The following is a 16,821-nucleotide window of genomic DNA, read 5'->3' as shown; positions in this document are numbered from 1 at the left end:
CTAGTGTTCGGTCATAGAACCTTTGCTCAATGAACCGAAGGGTGGCTGCCTGTGCGTGGTGCGACGGCCGGTGATGATGTACAGCACATCCACACCGATCATGGTGATGGCGGCCAGATAATCGGCGCGAGGCATGCTCAGGTCCCGCTCATAACAGCCTTGTGCGTAACGGCCAATCCCGCCAGCGTCGGCGAAAAGTTCTTGCGTCAGCTTCAGGCGCAGACGTTCCTGCTTTAAGCGTGATCCGTATGTACTCATAGATGCAGCCCGTGATAGCCAGAGGGGTCACAAAAAAGAGTAATTCAAGCAATGAAATAGGGAAAGGGCGGGAGCTGTAAATGCCTACTAACAAGTAGGATATTTACCAAATCCATGCAGGATTGCTTCTAAACAATCCTGCATGGCGGGGTATCAGACGGCTGGCCGGGCTTCTGTTTCTGGCAGGAACCAGTTCAGCAGTAGGGCGCAAATACCGCCTGTGGCGACCCCGGACTCCAGCACATCGCGCAAGGCTGCTGGCATATGGGCGAGGAACTCAGGCACTTGCGACACGCCCAGGCCCAAGGCCAACGACACGGCAATGATCAGCAATGCGCGACGGTCCAGTTGAATGCTCGCCAGAATATTGATCCCCGACGCCGCCACCGCACCGAACATCACCATGGCCGCGCCGCCCAGTACTGGTTCCGGTACGGCCTGGATGGCCCCGGCCACGCTTGGGAACAAGCCCAGCAGGATCAACATGCCGGCAATCCACACACCGACATGGCGGCTGGCAATCCCGGTGAGCTGAATCACGCCGTTGTTTTGCGCAAAGATCGAGCTTGGGAAGGTGTTGAACACACCGGCCAGCAACGAGTTGGCGCCGTTGACCAGCACGCCGCCCTTGATACGCTGCATCCACACCGGGCCTTCAACTGGCTGGCGCGATATTTTGCTGGTGGCGGTCACGTCGCCAATCGCTTCCAGCGACGTCACCAGGTAAATCACCAGCATCGGGATAAACAACGCCCACGAGAACCCCAGGCCAAAGTGCAGCGGCACCGGCACCTGGAACACTTCGGCCTGATGCATGCCGGTGAAGTCCAGACGGCCCAGATAACCCGCCAGCGCGTAGCCCACCGCCAAAGCGATGACAATGGCGCAACTGCGCATCCACACCAGCGGGATACGGTTGAGGATCACGATAATCGCCAGCACTACGCCGGACAGCATCAGGTTTTCACCGTTGGCGAAGGTGCCATTGGCCATGGCGCTAAAACCGCCGCCCATGCTGATCAGGCCGACTTTAATCAGCGTCAGGCCAATCATCAGCACCACGATGCCGGTGACCAGCGGGGTGATCATGCGTTTAACAAACGGCAAGACCCGCGAGATGCCCATTTCGACAAACGACCCGGCAATCACCACACCGAAAATCGCGGCCATCACGCCCTCGACCGGGGTGCCTTGTTTGACCATCAACGCGCCACCGGCAATCAGCGGGCCGACAAAGTTGAAGCTGGTGCCCTGAACAATCAACAAACCGGCGCCAAAAGGTCCGAAGCGTTTGCATTGCACAAAGGTCGCGATGCCAGAGATCACCAGCGACATGGAGACAATCAAGTTGGTGTCGCGGCTCGACACCCCGAGTGCCTGACAAATCAGCAGCCCGGGGGTAACGATTGGCACGATGATGGCCAACAGATGTTGCAGCGCGGCCAGAAAGCCGATCCACGGCTTGGGGCGGTCTTCGAGGCCAAAGACCAGTTCGCTGGTCTGGGACTCGGCTTCATGCGGGGTTTTGGGAGAGGTCATGGCGAGCGCCCTGGAAAAAAGAGCGCGATTCTACTGGTGTTAGGCCACCACGCCCAGTGTTTGCTTGCACGGGCTTTCGCTCCGGGCCCAAGCGAACTTAAATCAATCGAATGATTAAGCCGCGTTGTGGTCGCAGTTAAAGGCCCGAAGGGCACACGGCAGCACTTTTAAAGGGACGTGACTTGATGCTTGAACCCACCTGGACCGCCTTGAAACACCATCGCCGACTGCAGCACATTGTGGCGACCCTGGTGCGCTTTGGCGCGCAGGACGTCTTGATTCGCCTGGGGCTGGGGCGCTTGCTCGCCGAGGTGAAGGCCGAACCCGGCGAATCGCTGCCCGCCACTACCCCGCAGCGGGTTCGCATGGCCCTGGAAACGTTGGGGCCGACGTTTATCAAGTGCGGGCAGATACTCGCCAGCCGCAGTGACATCCTGCCGCCTGCGTGGGTTGAAGAACTGCAAGCCTTGCACAGTCAGGCTTCGACCTTGCCCTGGTGTGAGCTTGAAGCCCAAGTGTTGGAAGACCTGGGCTGTGAGCTGGATCAGGCGTTTGCCGAATTTGACACCCAACCTTTGGCGGCGGCATCGATGGCCCAGGTCTACCGCGCGCGGTTGCTCACGGGTGAGGCGGTGGTGGTCAAAGTCCAGCGGCCCGGCTTGCGCCAACAAATGACCGCGGATTTGCAGTTGCTGGAAAGCCTCGCGCAGTTGATTGAGCAAAATGATGCGCTGGCGCTGTATCAACCGCGCCAGATGGTTCGGCAGCTGGCCAGGGCGATGCTCGAAGAACTGGACTTCACCCAAGAGGGGCAAAACTGCGACAGCGTGGCGCAGAATTTCGCGCAGACCCCGCACATCGTCATCCCGGCTATTTATTGGGCGTTCAGCAACCAGCGCTTATTGGTTCAGGCGTTTTTGCCCAGCTTTACCCCGCTGACCCGTGCGGCATTGATAGAGCAGGGGCTGGACCCAAGCCTGCTGGCCAAACGCGGAGCGCAGGCATTTATCAAAATGTTGCTCGAAGATGGCCTGTTTCATGGTGATCCGCATCCCGGCAACTTGCGGGCAATGAGTGAGAACCGCGTGGGGTTTATCGACTTCGGCATGGTGGGGCGTCTTGATGAACGCCGTCGGCTTGAAGTCATGAACTTTATGCGGGCTTTGACCGAGGGCAGCACCGAGGTATTGGTGGGTGTCTTGATCGACTGGAGTGGCGAGCGGGTGCAAGACCTGTCGCTGATCGAGCAGGCGGCCCGCGAATACATGTCGAGACAAAAGGGCGGACCTCTGAAAATGAGCGCCTTGATCACCGACTTTCTTGAGTTGATCCGTGAATACCGCTTGCCGCTGCCCGCGGATTTGCTGGTGCTGTTTAAAGCGCTGATCACCGCGGATGGCGTGTTGACTCAGCTGGATCCGGAGCTTGATCTGGTGGCCACGGCCAAGCCTGCAGTGGAAAAGATGCTGCGCGAGCAATTTGACTGGAAAGCCGCCAAGCGTCTGGGCATTGAGGGCGTGCAACTGGGGCGCGGGGTGTTGGCGGACTTGCCCAAACTGACCCGCTTGATGGTGCATCGGCTCAAGCACGGCGTGGTCGACCTCAAGGTCGATATGCCGGGACTGGAACGCCTGGAGCGCTCGCTGCGGTTAGCCTCAACCCGTCTGTCACTGGCGTTGTTGATCAGCGCGCTGCTGATTGCTTTTGGCCCGCAAATAGCCGCGGCCGGGCCCGTTTGGCAAGGCTTGTCGGCGGTGGGGTGGTTGGCCGGGATTGCCACATTGGGAGGTTTGCTGGCGTTTCTATGGAGCTTGTTTAAAAGCCCGTAATGATCTGTAGGAGCGAGCTTGCCTCGCGATCTTTTAACCATCAAAAGATCGCGAGACAAGCTCGCTCCTACAAGAGGCTGTTACAAATGCAACGCATGCCCCAAGGCGCGCAGGGTGGCTTCTTGTACGGCTTCGCCCAAGGTCGGGTGAGCGTGGATGGTGCCGGCGATGTCTTCCAGGCAAGCGCCCATTTCCAACGACTGGGCAAAGGCGGTCGACAGCTCGGAAACCCCGGCGCCCACGGCTTGCCAGCCAACAATCAAATGATTGTCACGCCGCGCGACTACCCGTACGAAACCGGTTTTGGATTCCAGGGTCATGGCCCGGCCGTTGGCGCTGAACGGGAAGCTGGCGCTGATAAAATCCAGCCCCGCCGCTTCAGCGTCAGCCGGGCTTTTGCCCACCACGACTATTTCCGGGTCGGTAAAGCACACCGCCGCAATGGCTGCCGGGCTGAATTCACGCTGTTTGCCGGCAATGATCTCGGCCACCATTTCACCTTGCGCCATGGCCCGGTGCGCGAGCATCGGTTCGCCGGTGAGGTCGCCGATGGCCCAGACGTTGCGCATGCTGGTGTGGCAACGGCTGTCGACGCGAATTGCCGAGCCGTTCATGGCCAGCGCCAAGGTTTCCAGATTGAAGCCCTGGGTGCGCGGGCGACGACCGACGGCGACCAGCACCTGATCGGTTTCCAGGGTTTGGCTTTCGCCCATGCGATTGCGCATCGACAGGGTTTTGCTGCTGGCCTGGAAGCCTTCAACGCTGTGCTCAAGGTACAGGGTGATGCCCAGCGCTTTGAGCGATTCAGCCACCGGTAACGTCAGGTCTTTGTCATAGGTTGGCAAGATCCGCTCACGGGCCTCGACCACTGTCACTTCAGCCCCCAGTTTGCGGTAGGCGATGCCCAGTTCCAGACCGATATAACCCGCGCCCACGACAGTCAAACGTTTAGGGACCGCGGCAGGGTTGAGCGCTTCGGTGGACGAAATAATGGCCCCGCCAATCGGCAGTATCGGCAAATCCACCGTCTGCGAGCCGGTGGCCAGCAACAGGTGCTCGCACTCGATGCGCTGCCCGTCGACTTCCACGGCTTTGCCATCAAGGATGTTGGCCCAGCCATGAATGACCTTGACCCCGTGCTTTTTCAGCAACGCGCCAACACCGGTGGTCAGGCGATCAACAATGCCGTTCTTCCATTGCACGCTCTGGTTGATATCCAGGGTCGCAGCTTGGGTCTTGATGCCTAAAGGCGACTGGTTAGCGCTGTAGCGCTGCGTGGTGTGGAACTGTTCGGCCACGTGGATCAGCGCCTTGGACGGGATACAGCCGACATTGAGGCAGGTACCGCCCAGCGACTGGCCTTCGATCAAGACCGTTGGAATACCTAGCTGACCGGCGCGGATCGCTGCTACATAGCCGCCAGGACCACCACCGATAATCAGCAGCGTAGTGTGATGAGTGGGTTGCATATTCACTCCAGAAACAGGCTGGCAGGTTGTTCGAGCAAGCCACGCATGGCCTGGATAAATTGCGCCGCGTCCATGCCGTCGACCACGCGATGGTCGAATGAGCTGGAGAGGTTCATCATTTTGCGGATCACGATCTGGCCTTTGACCACAACCGGGCGCTCGACGATGCGGTTGACGCCAATAATGGCGACTTCCGGCAGGTTGACCACCGGGGTGCTGGCTATGCCGCCCAGCGCGCCGAGGCTGGTGAGGGTGATGGTCGAGCCGGACAGTTCTTCGCGGGTTGCCTTGCCAGTGCGCACGGCGTTGGCCAGACGGGCGATTTCATCGGCGGCAGCCCACAGGTTCAGGCTTTCTGCGTGGCGAACCACCGGCACCATCAAGCCGCCATCGCTCTGCGCGGCCACGCCAATGTGGGCGGCGCCAAAACGGGTGATGATTTGCGCTTCGTCGTCATAGCGCACGTTGATCTGCGGGAAGTCGCGCAAGGCCACAACCATGGCCCGCATCAAAAATGGCAGCAAGGTCAGCTTGCCGCGGGTCTCGCCCCATTTCTGATTGAGCTGGGCCCGCAGCTCTTCGAGTGCGGTCACGTCGATTTCTTCAACGTAGCTGAAGTGCGCGGCGCGGCGTTTGGCATCTTGCATGCGCTGCGCGATCTTGCGGCGCAGGCCGATCACCGGGATGTGCTGTTCATCCGTGCGCATGGCGTAACCGCTGGCAGGTGCAGCGCTGGTGCTGGTGTCCTGTGCCAGGTAGGCATCAAGGTCGTCATGCAGCACGCGGCCTGCAGGCCCGCTGCCTTGCACAAAACGCAGTTCAATCCCGGCATCCCATGCGCGTTTTCGTACAGCCGGGGAGGCCAGCGGTCGTTCGTTGGCTTCACGGGCTACAGGAGCCGCTCGCGGGGTTGGTGCAGTTTTGACCGCCGCCACCGACACCGCCGCCACTTCAACCCGGGCTTGCGCCGGGGCTTTGGGCGCAACTGCCGGTGCTTCGGCGGCCACTGCGGGTGCGGGCGCAGCGTCTTCACGCAGGTTGCCCGCGCCTTCGACTTCAATGCGGATCAGTTCGCTGCCCACCGCCATGACCTCGCCGGGCTGACCGCCCAGCGCCAGTACACGTCCGGCCACAGGGCTCGGAATGTCCACGGTGGCTTTGTCGGTCATGACGTCGGCCACCACCTGGTCTTCGCTGACCAGGTCACCGACTTTGACAAACCACTCCACCAGCTCAACTTGCGCAATGCCTTCGCCAATGTCCGGCATCTTGATAACGTGCGTACCCATTTAAACCTCCATGACCCGTTGCAAAGCCGCACCCACTCGCGCCGGGCCGGGGAAGTAGGCCCACTCCTGTGCATGCGGGTAGGGCGTGTCCCAGCCGGTTACGCGTTCAATCGGTGCTTCCAGATAGTGGAAGCAGTGCTCTTGAACCAGCGCAATCAGCTCGGCGCCGAAGCCGCAGGTGCGGGTGGCTTCGTGCACGACAACGCAACGACGGGTTTTCTTTACGGAGGTAACAATTGCATCCAGGTCCAGCGGCCACAGGCTGCGCAGGTCGATGACTTCAGCGTTGATGCCGGTTTCTTCGGCTGCGGCCTGGGCCACGTAGACGGTGGTGCCGTAGGTCAGGATGGTGACTTCAGTGCCAGGGCGCACGATGGCGGCGCAGTCCAGCGGCACGGTGTAGTAGCCATCCGGCACGGCGCTGGCGGAGTGTTTTGACCACGGCGTGACCGGGCGCTCGTGGTGGCCATCGAACGGGCCGTTGTACAGGCGTTTCGGCTCAAGAAAAATCACCGGGTCATCGTTTTCGATGGCGGCAATCAGCAAACCCTTGGCGTCATACGGGTTGGACGGCATGACGGTGCGCAGGCCGCAGACTTGGGTGAACATCGCTTCGGGGCTTTGGCTGTGGGTCTGGCCGCCATAAATGCCGCCGCCGCAAGGCATGCGCAGGGTCATGGGGGCGATGAACTCGCCCGCCGAGCGATAGCGCAAGCGTGCCGCTTCAGAGACTATCTGGTCAGAAGCCGGGTAGAAGTAGTCGGCAAACTGGATTTCAGCCACCGGACGCAAGCCGTAGGCGCCCATGCCCACGGCGGCACCGACGATGCCGCTTTCCGAGATCGGCGCGTCAAACACCCGCGAGCTGCCGTACTTGGCCTGCAAGCCTTCGGTGCAGCGGAACACGCCGCCGAAGTAGCCGACGTCCTGGCCGAACACCACCACGTTGTCATCGCGCTCAAGCATGACATCCATGGCCGAGCGCAGGGCCTGGATCATCGTCATGGTGCTGATACTCACGGCGTTCTCCATCTGAATTTTATTGTTGTCGTTCATCTGGTTATAACCCCAACTCTTGACGTTGCCGACGCAGGTGGTCGGGGATGTCCTTGTACACGTCTTCAAAAATCGTCGCGGCGCTCGGCATTTGCCCGCCCGCCAGGGTGCCGAAACGCTCGGCTTCTTTTTGCGCGCCAATGATTTCGGCTTCGAGCTCGGCGCTGACCGCCGCGTGTTCTTCTTCCGACCAGTTGCCGGTGGCAATCAGGTGCTGCTTGAGACGGGCAATCGGGTCGCCCAGCGGGAAGTGGCTCCAGTCGTCAGCCGGGCGGTATTTGGACGGATCATCCGAGGTGGAGTGCGGGCCTGCGCGGTAAGTGACCCATTCGATCAGCGTGGGGCCCAGGTTGCGCCGCGCGCGTTCTGCGGCCCAGACCGAGGCGGCGTACACGGCCACAAAGTCGTTGCCGTCAACCCGCAGCGAGGCAATCCCGCAGCCTACGCCACGACCGGCGAAGGTGGTGGATTCGCCGCCGGCAATGGCCTGAAAGGTCGAAATCGCCCACTGGTTATTCACCACGTTAAGAATGACCGGCGCGCGGTACACGTGGGCAAAGGTCAGGGCAGTGTGGAAGTCTGATTCGGCGGTGGCACCATCGCCAATCCAGGCCGAGGCGATTTTGGTGTCGCCTTTGATGGCCGAGGCCATGCCCCAGCCGACCGCTTGTACGAATTGAGTGGCGAGGTTGCCGGAAATACTGAAAAAGCCGTAGTCGCGCACCGAATACATGATGGGCAATTGCCGACCCTTAAGGGGGTCGCGCTCGTTGGACAGTAATTGGCAGATCAGGTCGACCAGCGGCACGTCGCGGGCCATCAAAATGCTCTGCTGGCGGTAGGTCGGGAAGCACATGTCATCCAGGTTCAGCGCCAGGGCCTGAGCGCTGCCAATGGCTTCTTCGCCCAGGCTTTGCATGTAGAACGACATTTTTTTCTGACGCTGGGCGACCACCATGCGGGTGTCGAAAATTCGCGTTTTGAGCATGGCGCGCATACCGGCGCGCAGTACCTCGGTCGGGACGCCTTCGGCCCACGGGCCAAGTGCCTGGCCCTGATCATCAAGCACGCGAATCAGGCCTTTGGCCAGATCAGCCGTGTCGGCAGGGTCTACGTCGATAGCGGGTTTGCGGACCTTGCCGGCATCGGTCAGGCGCAGGTAGCTGAAGTCGGTCTTGCAGCCTGGTCGGCCGGAGGGCTCGGGAACGTGCAGGCGCAGCGGTGCATAGTCGGTCATGGCTTTCTCTACGCTCGATCTTGTCGTGTTTATTAGGCGCGGGAGCTAGTTGTGAGTCGAACATCTGGCTGTTTAAAAAGCCAAATCTTGTCCTACAACAATCATAGGCCTGACCGTGAAGAATATTTATCTGTAGTTGATTGTGCTTTGCGCTCAATAAGGATAAGAATTCTGCATAAACATAAAAAACAGGTGTTTTTATCTCATGCGCAAGCTAGATCGAACGGATATCGGGATTCTCAACAACCTTCAGCAGAATGCGCGCATCACCAATGCGGACCTTGCGCGCTCGGTTAATTTGTCACCGACGCCGTGTTTTAACCGGGTCAAAGCCATGGAAGAGCGCGGGCTGATTCGTGAACAAGTGACCCTGCTGGACGCCGACATGCTGGGCCTGCACGTTAACGTGTTTATTCATGTCAGCCTGGAGAAGCAGGTCGAGGAGGCGTTGCAGCACTTTGAGGCGGCGATTTCGGATCGCCAGGAAGTCATGGAGTGCTATTTGATGGCTGGCGACCCGGATTATTTGATCCGGGTGCTGGTGCCGAGCATTCAGGCGCTGGAGCGTTTCATGATGGACTTTCTGACCAAAGTGCCGGGGGTGGCGAACATTCGTTCCAGCTTCGCCCTCAAACAAGTGCGCTACAAAACCGCGCTGCCCTTGCCACCGGGCGGCCTGACCCTGGAAGAGTGATGTTCAACTGTAGGAGCGAGCTTGCCTCGCGATCTTTTGATCTAGATCTTGCTTTTGATCTTGATCTAAAAGGCCCCATTAAACCACGCTGGCCGAACGCAGGTTTTGCGCAGTGGGTAGCCCGGCAGGACGCCGGGTTAGCCGCGACACGGCCATGGATGGCCGATCGCGGCGGGCCTACGGAGCAAGGCCTGTGGTGAGGGCATGCCGAGCCAGAGCGAGGCACCGAGGGGTAGGGGCAAAAGCGTTTTGGTTACTTTGCCGCTTTTTGCAAAGTGACGCGGCGTAAGGCCGGAACCCTAAGTGGCCGTTGCCGCAGCAACGGATATGTACTCAAGTCAAGAGCCCCCTCACCACGCCTCTCCCGAAGGAGAGGGAACCGATTGGGGGATGCTGAAGATACTCGGCGGCCTGTTTGCTGCGCGACAGCGCGGCGTCGAAGACACGGCCCCTCCTACGGGGGGCAATTGGGTGTGATGCATGCTTTTAAAACCGCAGGCGCCAGCGATCATTGAAGCGCAGGTCGACAATCGCCAGCGGTTCGATATCGATCAGGTTAAAGGAGGCGGTGCTGGCCTGCAGGGCATGCAAGATCGCGGCGCGGATGACGAAGGGGTGAGTCACCACGGCAAAGTGGCCTTCTTCGCGAAATGAGTCGAGCCAGGTGCCAACCCGCACGCACAGCTCATTCACCGTTTCGCCGCCATGGGGGGCCTTGTCGGGGTTGCTGATCCACTCGGCCAGCGCCTGGGGAATATTCTGTTGGAGGTCTGTCAGGCTGTGACCTTTCCAGTCCCCTGCGTCGTAATCCTCAAGCTCGGGGATGATTTCTATTTCGCCACCCAAGGCGTGGGCCGTTTGCAAGGTGCGCGCTTCTGGCGCGCAAAGGATGCGCACGGGTTTTTTCAGGGCTGAGGCAATAAGTGCTGCTTTTTCCAGGCCTTTGGGTTCAGGCGGCTCATCCAGTGCAAAGCGCCCTTGACGCTGCGCTTCAGTGCGGGCGTGAGAAATAAAACTGAGGCGAGTGGGCATTATCAATTCCTTGCGCGGTACGCGTTGTTAACCCTCGGGCAGCGTTTGGGCGCCCCCCAAATGAGATTAGGCGAGTATTATTGCGGCGTATTCCTATCTCAAGGTACTTCGCGATGTCTGCTGCTTTCTTGAAAAAAATCCTCAATGCATCAGCGTTGGTGGCACTGATGGCCGGTGCCAGCACTGCCTTCGCCCACGCGCATCTCGAACAAGCGACCCCGGCTGCTGATAGCAGCGCAAGCGACGTGAAGGTATTGCGTTTGCAGTTCAGCGAAGGTGTTGAGCAGGCGTTTACCAAAGTGGCTGTCAGCCATGACGGCGCTCCCGTCGCATTGAGCAGTGTCAAAACCGAACCTGCGGATAAAAAAGTATTGATCGTGACGCCTGAGCAGCCCTTGGCGGCGGGGCAGTACGAGGTCAAGTGGAACGCGGTGTCGGTTGATACCCACAAAAGTAACGGCGAATACAGCTTCACGGTGAGCAACTGATTTGATGTTCAGCGCCATGGTGGTCTGCCGGTTTGTGCATTTCAGTGCAGTGTTGCTTCTGTTCGGTGGCTGGGTCTTCAGACCGTTGTTGCCGGGGACGCTGTCAGGTCCCCGGCAGCAGGTGCAGGGCGCCTACCGCGGGTTGGCCTGGTTGGCGCTGGCCAGTGGCCTTGCCTGGTTACTGCTGACGACGTTCTCAATGGCCGGGAGCTGGGAAGACACGCTGGACCTGGCCACCCTGAAGCTGGTGCTGGGCAGTACCTTTTTCGGTCAGGTCTGGACCGCCCATTTGCTGTTCAATGGGCTGTTACTGATCGCGTTGTACACCACGGCGCGTTTCGGCCTGATCGCTGCCGTGAGCTTTTTGCTGCTGGCCACGCTGGCGCCCGTTGGTCATGGCGCGATGCTTGATGGTTGGCAGGGCCAGTTGTTAATCCTCAATCAGATGATCCATTTGCTGTGTGTCGGTGCCTGGGTGGGCGGGCTGCCGGTGTTGTGGTGGATCCTTACGCGGCCTGCCGGGGTAGCGGTCGATACGGTATTGCGGCGTTTCAGTAATATCGGTTTCGTGCTGGTGGCCGGGATCATTCTTACAGGGCTGATCAATACGCGGGTGCTGACCGGAGCGCTCTGGCCTACGCCGCTGTTTCAGGGCTTTGCGCTGATCCTGTTGATCAAGGTGGCGCTGGTCGGGTTGATGCTGCTGTTGGCCCTGTTCAATCTGCTGATGAGTCGCGCGGGGCACTTCGAGGTCTTGCGTCGCAGTGTCGCACTGGAGTGGCTGTTTGGGGTGTCGGCAGTAGCGGCAGTTTCACTGTTAGGCACGTTGCCACCGCTGGTCGTCAGCTAGGGCGCATCTGTCTCAATCTTCATCCAGAGCGGTTTTGCCATCCGTTATATTTACCCCTCTCGTAACAAAAAAATACAAAGAGAGGGCTTTTCGTTGGATCTTTCACATCCGCTATGGCTTGCGCACGACACGCAGTTGATCGTGTGCTGCCTGCTGGCAATTGTCGCCATTATTGTTTTAATCAGCGTCTGCAAGCTCACGCCTTTTCTTTCGATTCTGATCGGTACCTTTATTGCCGGCATCGGTGCCGGGTTGCCGCCAGAAATGGTCGCCAAGGCATTCAGCAAAGGCGCAGGCAGCATCCTCGGGGAAGCCGGGATCATTATTGCCTTAGGCGCGATGCTCGGAGCTTTGATGGCGGAGTCCGGGGCGGCAGACCAAATCGCCGCCACTTTGTTGCGCCATGCCAAGGGCCGCGCCTTGCCGTGGGTGATGGCATTAGTGGCAATGGTGATTGGCTTGCCCTTGTTTTTCGAAGTGGGGCTGGTGCTGATGGTGCCGATCATTTTCGTGATCGCCCGGCAGTCGGGCCAACCGCTGCTTAAGGTCGCCATCCCGGCATTGGCCGGCATGACGGCGCTGCATGCCTTGATGCCTCCACATCCCGGGCCTTTGATTGCAGTAAGCGCTTTGCACGCGGACCTGGGGCTGACCATGTTGCTGGGGCTGTGCCTGGCGATTCCGGCGGTGATTCTGGCTGGGCCGCTGTACGGCATTTGGTTGTCCAAGCGCATGCATGTGGTGGAGCCAGCCGAGTTGGGCGCGCTGTTTTCCGCCAAGGTCCCGACCCGACGCAAGCCAACCTTTGCGGTGTCTTTGCTGATTATTCTGCTGCCCGTGCTGTTGATGTTGGGCAGCACGCTGGCCAAGGTGGCCATGGCGCCGGAAAGCGGATTGGCTGTGACCCTTAAGTTTCTCGGTGAGCCGTTGATTGCGCTGGGGCTGGCGGTGCTGGCGGCGGTGATTTGCCTGGGCTGGTCCATCGGCATGGCCCGTGATCAAGTGGGCGGTGTACTGCGCAAAAGCCTGGCGCCGATTGCTGTGTTGCTGCTGACGATTGGCGCAGGCGGTGGCCTGAAAGAAACCCTGCTGCAAGCCGGCATCAGCGACACCATCAGTAAAGTGGCGACTGGTGCGCATCTGTCCTACGTGATGCTGGCCTGGCTGATTGCCGTGGCGTTGCGTCAGGCCACGGGTTCGGCAACCGTGGCGACCACCACGACGGCCGGTATTCTGGCACCCCTGATCATCGGCCTTGAAGGTGTCCAAGGCTCGTTGGTGGCGCTGGCAATCGGGGCGGGCTCGGTGTTCTTTTGCCACGTCAACGACGCGGGCTTCTGGATGGTGCGCGAGTACTTTGGCCTGCAACTCAAGCAGACCCTGATGGTGTGGTCAGTGTTGCAAACCATCGTCTCGTTGGTGGGGCTGCTGGGCGCGCTGTTGCTGTGGAATTTGCTGGTGTGACGCCTGTAGGAGCGAGCTTGCCTCGCGATCTTTTAAAAGGTCAAAAGATCGCGAGGCAAGCTCGCTCCCACAGGAGGGTGGGCTAAATCAGCAGGAACACTGCCAGCAATCCACCAAAGATCGCCCATTTTTCCAGGTAGTAGCGCGTGCGATTGCGCTTTTTCAGCTCTTTGCCGCGCAGACGGATCTTGTACAGCCGGGTAAAGGCCCGGTTCAGGCCGCCGGTTTTATCGTTGTCATCATTCGGCGAGCTGGCCGACGCCATGACGGTGCGGCTGAACCACTGGTTGAAGGCCGCCGCCCAGCGATATTTCATTGGGCGCTCAACGTCACAGAACAGGATGATGCGGTTCTTGTCGGTGGTGTTTTCGGCGTAATGAATAAAGGTTTCGTCGAACATCACCGCTTCACCGTCCCGCCAGGCATAGTTCTGGCCATCGACATTGATGTAGCAGCCCGGATCATTCGGGGTGTCCAGGCCCAAGTGGTAGCGCAACGAACCGGCGTAAGGGTCACGATGGCGAACCAGTTTCGAGCCGGGTGGCAACTCGGCAAACATCGCCGCCTTGACGGTGCCGATACCATTGAGCAATTCAATCGTGCGTGGGCACAGTTCCACCGCTGAAGGGTGGTTATCGCCGTACCATTTCAGGTAGAAGCGCTTCCAGCCGCTCTTGAAGAACGAGTTGAAACCCACGTCGTTCGGTTGTTCGGAGCGTTTGATCTCTCCGGCCTGCATCAGGTTTCGTGCTTCTTCGCGAATTTCTTGCCAATGGTCCTGCAGGATCTGGAGCTGCGGGAAGTCTTCCGGCTTGAGGTAAGGCTGGCTGGGCACCTTGGAAAACAGATACAAGAAGCAGTTGAGTGGCGCCAGAAACGTGGAGTGGTCGCTCAGTTGGCGCCCTAGCTTGTGGCGAACGTTGCCCCGCAAGTGGACGTATGCGATGGAAAAGACATAAACAGCAATAATGATGAGTTTCAAAAGTATCGTCACACAGTAAGAAATACACTGCCCGACTTGCACGCAAGTGGCCCGACATCCTGTAGGAATTGCCGGGTACTGGTGTAGCTGGAAGGGAGCCAAAGCGTAAGGTTAAACACCAGTTTGCGCATTTTCCAGCCTTTGACGACAGATAAGTGTCTGTGTGCGTACAGTCTTTGGTCGGGTTGCGAGTCAGTTTCTGTTTGTTTTGAGCTGTTTTAGCAGTGTTTTTGCGCCTGAATGCGGGCTTCCTGAATCAGTCTGTCAACTTCATCGGCTTTGGGTGACGTCGCCGGCCCCCGGCGGGTAACGGCCAAAGCCGCCGCGGCATTGGCGCGTTTGGCCGCCTCTGGCGCAGCGTAGCCAGCGCTTAACGCAGCAATCATGACCCCGCAATGAGCGTCTCCAGCACCATTGCTGTCGATGGCCTGCACCTTGAACCCGGCAATCAACTGTGACCCGTGGGCGTCGCTGACCCAGCAGCCTTGCGGGCCGTCGCGCAGCACGATCAGGCAATCGCCGGGCAGGCGCGCTCGCAGGCCGGGCAGGGCGTCGGCCACGGTGCGGGTTGAGGTAAAGCTGAGCGCTTCGCTGCGATTGCTGGTCCACAGGTGCAGACGCGGCAATAAAGCGCTGATCAAGGCGGGGTCAATGTTGTGCACCAATGGCCCCGGGTCAAATGTGACGTGCACGCTGCGAGGCAGTCCATTCAGCCAATTGAGCAGGGAGTGGGCTTTGCCCGCATGCAGCAGGCTGTAGCCACTGACGTACACGTAGTCATCGGGTGCGACCTGGACGCTTGCCAAGTCTTCATTGGACAGAGTCCCTTCAGCGCCAATACAGGAAATAAACGTGCGTTCGGCGTTGGCCTCCGTCAGCGCTACGCACAGCCCGGTGTCTTTGTGCGGGTCAATCGGCTGGATGAATTCGATGCCTTCGTCACGCATGGCCAGACGTGCAATGTCACCGAACTGACCTTGACCGTGACGGCCCAGATAGACGGTGTTCAGGCCGTTGCGCCGGGCAGCGGCCATGACATTGAAGCCGCCACCGGCATGGAAGCTGGCACTGCTGGCCAGCGCATCACCGCCGGGGCGGGGCAAGGTGTCGAGGGCCATGACCAGATCGATGATGACTTGGCCTGTGTGCAGCAATCTAGGCATTGGCAGACCCCGTGCTGGCAGGGCGACGGTCTTTGGCACCGCCCAGCAGTGCATACAAACCACCTGCCACCACAAACGTGACAACCCAGCCGAGTCCGTTATGGCCCAGCCATGAGTCGGCCAGCGGCCCGACGAACCAGTTGGCGTCTGAACTGCCGACCTGGGTAAAGCAAAAGCCCAGCACCAGTGCCAGCGCCCAGGAGCCCAGCGCCCGCCATTCAATGCCGCCGTTGTACCAGTAACGGCTGTGACGGCTGAGGTCCATCAGGTCGGCGGGGCTGTAGTAGTGGCGATGAATCAGGTCGACGATAAAGATGGCAACCCATGCGGTGATCGGAATGGCTGTGAGGGAGATAAAGGTAATGAATGGAGCGTAGAAGCTGTCGGCATACAGCATGAAGTACGTCGAACCGGCGAATATGACGACGATATCGACGACAACGGCCTGCACCCTTTTGATCTTGATGCCCAGGGTTAATGTGGTGAGCCCGGCCGAGTACACAGACAAGTGATTGGACAGCAGCAAGCCACCAAAAGCGCTGAGCAGGTAGGGAACCGCCATCCAGGCCGGCAACATATTGCGTATGGCCGCAATGGGGTCGGTTGCCGAGGCGAGGTCGTGGTTGCCGACAGACAACAAGCCGCCCAGGGTAATCAGCAGCACCAGCGGGATACCCGCGCCGCAGGCGGCAGACGCCACCAATTGCCGGGCACTGACGCTGCGGTGTTGGTAGCGCGACATGTCGGCGCCCGCATTGGCCCAGCCGATCCCGGTGCCGGCCGCCATGATCCCGATACCGATAATCATGGCGCTGACCGGCGCCGAAGGGGCGCTGAACACGGCCTGCCAGTGGATGGTGGCGCAGAGAAACCCCGCGACCAGCAGGTTGAGCGCGCCAAACAGGTAGGTGGCCCACTGCTGAATGACCAGCAATGTGGCATGGCCCAAGCCCGAAACCGACAAGGTCAACAGGGTAAAAATGGCGATAAAGAGCAGGGTGAGCAGCGGGGCATGGGTCGCCTCGGTGGGGGTGCCGAACACAATGGCGGACAACGCCAGCAGGACGTAAGCGGCGGTGGTGGTGTTGACGGTTTCCCAGCCTACGCGTGAAATCAGGGAAACCAGCGTAGGGCCAATATTGCCCCGCACGCCGAAGATCGCGCGTGACAGCGTCAGACTTGGCGCACGGCCTCTACGCCCGGCAATGGAAATGACGCCGACCACGGCAAATGAGCCTGCCGCGCCGATCAGCGCAACAATGATCACCTGCCAAAAGGCCAGTTGGTGGAAGGCCACCAACGTGGCGCCCAATGGCAAACCGAGAATGCTGATGTTTGCCGCAAACCAGACCCAAAACAGTTGTAACGGATTGCCATTACATTCGTTTTCGGGAACGGGCTCTATGCCACGGGTTTCCAGTTGCCCGGCGCTGTGCCCGACGTTGGGGTTGCTCATGGGGGGCTGCTCCTG

The 16,821-nt window shown here is 59.7% G+C and carries 15 protein-coding genes; 5 read left to right on the top strand and 10 right to left on the bottom strand.

Annotation, left to right across the window (positions count from 1 at the left end; all coding sequences use genetic code 11):
• Together ACJJU9_RS15460 and ACJJU9_RS15455 are read right to left on the bottom strand one after the other, a co-directional pair.
• Positions 1–258: a helix-turn-helix domain-containing protein gene (locus ACJJU9_RS15460; RefSeq protein ID WP_407728924.1), complete on the bottom strand. Its 258-nt coding sequence runs from the start codon at positions 256–258 to the stop codon at positions 1–3.
• Between the two features lie 153 nt (positions 259–411).
• Positions 412–1,797, bottom strand: a complete 1,386-nt coding sequence (locus ACJJU9_RS15455) for a nucleobase:cation symporter-2 family protein (RefSeq protein WP_153351574.1) — start codon at positions 1,795–1,797, stop codon at positions 412–414.
• A 185-nt stretch (positions 1,798–1,982) separates the two neighbouring features.
• Between ACJJU9_RS15455 and ACJJU9_RS15450 the strand changes: the two genes are divergently transcribed.
• Entirely contained in the window at positions 1,983–3,626 is a 1,644-nt protein-coding gene (locus ACJJU9_RS15450; RefSeq protein WP_407728923.1) for an ABC1 kinase family protein, read from the top strand.
• An 80-nt stretch (positions 3,627–3,706) separates the two neighbouring features.
• On the opposite strand, the gene lpdA is transcribed toward ACJJU9_RS15450, so the two are convergent.
• Genes lpdA through ACJJU9_RS15430 form a run of 4 tightly spaced genes read right to left on the bottom strand, consistent with a single transcriptional unit; the run spans position 3,707 to position 8,677 of the window.
• A complete protein-coding gene (gene lpdA / locus ACJJU9_RS15445; protein WP_407728922.1) occupies positions 3,707–5,095 on the bottom strand; it encodes a dihydrolipoyl dehydrogenase in 1,389 nt (462 codons plus the stop codon).
• Positions 5,096–5,097: 2 nt separating this feature from the next.
• Positions 5,098–6,384 (bottom strand): dihydrolipoamide acetyltransferase family protein, encoded by a 1,287-nt coding sequence (locus ACJJU9_RS15440; RefSeq protein WP_407728921.1) that lies wholly within the window; start codon positions 6,382–6,384, stop codon positions 5,098–5,100.
• A complete protein-coding gene (locus tag ACJJU9_RS15435; protein ID WP_407728920.1) occupies positions 6,385–7,440 on the bottom strand; it encodes an alpha-ketoacid dehydrogenase subunit beta in 1,056 nt (351 codons plus the stop codon).
• Between the two features lie 4 nt (positions 7,441–7,444).
• The gene (locus ACJJU9_RS15430) at positions 7,445–8,677 is read right to left on the bottom strand and encodes a 3-methyl-2-oxobutanoate dehydrogenase (2-methylpropanoyl-transferring) subunit alpha (protein ID WP_048369353.1); all 1,233 of its coding nucleotides are present in this window, start codon (positions 8,675–8,677) and stop codon (positions 7,445–7,447) included.
• Between the two features lie 205 nt (positions 8,678–8,882).
• Between ACJJU9_RS15430 and ACJJU9_RS15425 the strand changes: the two genes are divergently transcribed.
• Positions 8,883–9,371, top strand: a complete 489-nt coding sequence (locus ACJJU9_RS15425; protein WP_048369352.1) for an Lrp/AsnC family transcriptional regulator — start codon at positions 8,883–8,885, stop codon at positions 9,369–9,371.
• Positions 9,372–9,857: 486 nt separating this feature from the next.
• Here the strand turns inward: ACJJU9_RS15425 and ACJJU9_RS15420 are convergent, their stop codons facing one another.
• Positions 9,858–10,403, bottom strand: a complete 546-nt coding sequence (locus tag ACJJU9_RS15420) for a histidine phosphatase family protein (RefSeq protein ID WP_407728919.1) — start codon at positions 10,401–10,403, stop codon at positions 9,858–9,860.
• A gap of 113 nt (positions 10,404–10,516) precedes the next feature.
• Here ACJJU9_RS15420 and copC point away from each other — a divergent pair, with 113 nt between their 5' ends.
• The 3 genes from copC (at position 10,517) to ACJJU9_RS15405 (ending at position 13,205) form a co-directional block, all read left to right on the top strand.
• The gene (copC, locus tag ACJJU9_RS15415; RefSeq protein ID WP_048369350.1) at positions 10,517–10,891 is read left to right on the top strand and encodes a copper homeostasis periplasmic binding protein CopC; all 375 of its coding nucleotides are present in this window, start codon (positions 10,517–10,519) and stop codon (positions 10,889–10,891) included.
• Between the two features lie 4 nt (positions 10,892–10,895).
• On the top strand, positions 10,896–11,741 hold the full coding sequence (gene copD / locus ACJJU9_RS15410) for a copper homeostasis membrane protein CopD (RefSeq protein ID WP_278941003.1): 846 nt from the start codon (positions 10,896–10,898) through the stop codon (positions 11,739–11,741).
• A 93-nt stretch (positions 11,742–11,834) separates the two neighbouring features.
• Positions 11,835–13,205, top strand: a complete 1,371-nt coding sequence (locus ACJJU9_RS15405) for a gluconate:H+ symporter (RefSeq protein ID WP_350576454.1) — start codon at positions 11,835–11,837, stop codon at positions 13,203–13,205.
• Between the two features lie 82 nt (positions 13,206–13,287).
• On the opposite strand, the gene lpxO is transcribed toward ACJJU9_RS15405, so the two are convergent.
• The 3 genes from lpxO to ACJJU9_RS15390 form a co-directional block, all read right to left on the bottom strand.
• Positions 13,288–14,187 (bottom strand): lipid A hydroxylase LpxO, encoded by a 900-nt coding sequence (lpxO, locus tag ACJJU9_RS15400; RefSeq protein WP_407728918.1) that lies wholly within the window; start codon positions 14,185–14,187, stop codon positions 13,288–13,290.
• A gap of 218 nt (positions 14,188–14,405) precedes the next feature.
• Positions 14,406–15,350: a PfkB family carbohydrate kinase gene (locus ACJJU9_RS15395; protein WP_407728917.1), complete on the bottom strand. Its 945-nt coding sequence runs from the start codon at positions 15,348–15,350 to the stop codon at positions 14,406–14,408.
• Positions 15,343–16,806: a purine-cytosine permease family protein gene (locus ACJJU9_RS15390; protein ID WP_407728916.1), complete on the bottom strand. Its 1,464-nt coding sequence runs from the start codon at positions 16,804–16,806 to the stop codon at positions 15,343–15,345. Before ACJJU9_RS15390 ends, ACJJU9_RS15395 begins: the two co-directional genes overlap by 8 nt.
• Between the last annotated feature and the right edge of the window lie 15 nt (positions 16,807–16,821).

Source organism: Pseudomonas helleri (genome assembly GCF_045830615.1).
GTDB lineage: Bacteria > Pseudomonadota > Gammaproteobacteria > Pseudomonadales > Pseudomonadaceae > Aquipseudomonas > Aquipseudomonas helleri.
This window is presented reverse-complemented; position numbering and strand designations above follow the sequence as displayed.

Bases quoted from the DNA above. Each gene is read 5' to 3' on its own strand.
- ACJJU9_RS15460 (WP_407728924.1), bottom strand. From the start codon at position 258: ATGAGTACATACGGATCACGCTTAAAGCAGGAACGTCTGCGCCTGAAG.
- ACJJU9_RS15455 (WP_153351574.1), bottom strand. From the start codon at position 1,797: ATGACCTCTCCCAAAACCCCGCATGAAGCCGAGTCCCAGACCAGCGAA.
- ACJJU9_RS15450 (WP_407728923.1), top strand. From the start codon at position 1,983: ATGCTTGAACCCACCTGGACCGCCTTGAAACACCATCGCCGACTGCAG.
- lpdA (WP_407728922.1), bottom strand. From the start codon at position 5,095: ATGCAACCCACTCATCACACTACGCTGCTGATTATCGGTGGTGGTCCT.
- ACJJU9_RS15440 (WP_407728921.1), bottom strand. From the start codon at position 6,384: ATGGGTACGCACGTTATCAAGATGCCGGACATTGGCGAAGGCATTGCG.
- ACJJU9_RS15435 (WP_407728920.1), bottom strand. From the start codon at position 7,440: ATGAACGACAACAATAAAATTCAGATGGAGAACGCCGTGAGTATCAGC.
- ACJJU9_RS15430 (WP_048369353.1), bottom strand. From the start codon at position 8,677: ATGACCGACTATGCACCGCTGCGCCTGCACGTTCCCGAGCCCTCCGGC.
- ACJJU9_RS15425 (WP_048369352.1), top strand. From the start codon at position 8,883: ATGCGCAAGCTAGATCGAACGGATATCGGGATTCTCAACAACCTTCAG.
- ACJJU9_RS15420 (WP_407728919.1), bottom strand. From the start codon at position 10,403: ATGCCCACTCGCCTCAGTTTTATTTCTCACGCCCGCACTGAAGCGCAG.
- copC (WP_048369350.1), top strand. From the start codon at position 10,517: ATGTCTGCTGCTTTCTTGAAAAAAATCCTCAATGCATCAGCGTTGGTG.
- copD (WP_278941003.1), top strand. From the start codon at position 10,896: ATGTTCAGCGCCATGGTGGTCTGCCGGTTTGTGCATTTCAGTGCAGTG.
- ACJJU9_RS15395 (WP_407728917.1), bottom strand. From the start codon at position 15,350: ATGCCTAGATTGCTGCACACAGGCCAAGTCATCATCGATCTGGTCATG.
- ACJJU9_RS15390 (WP_407728916.1), bottom strand. From the start codon at position 16,806: ATGAGCAACCCCAACGTCGGGCACAGCGCCGGGCAACTGGAAACCCGT.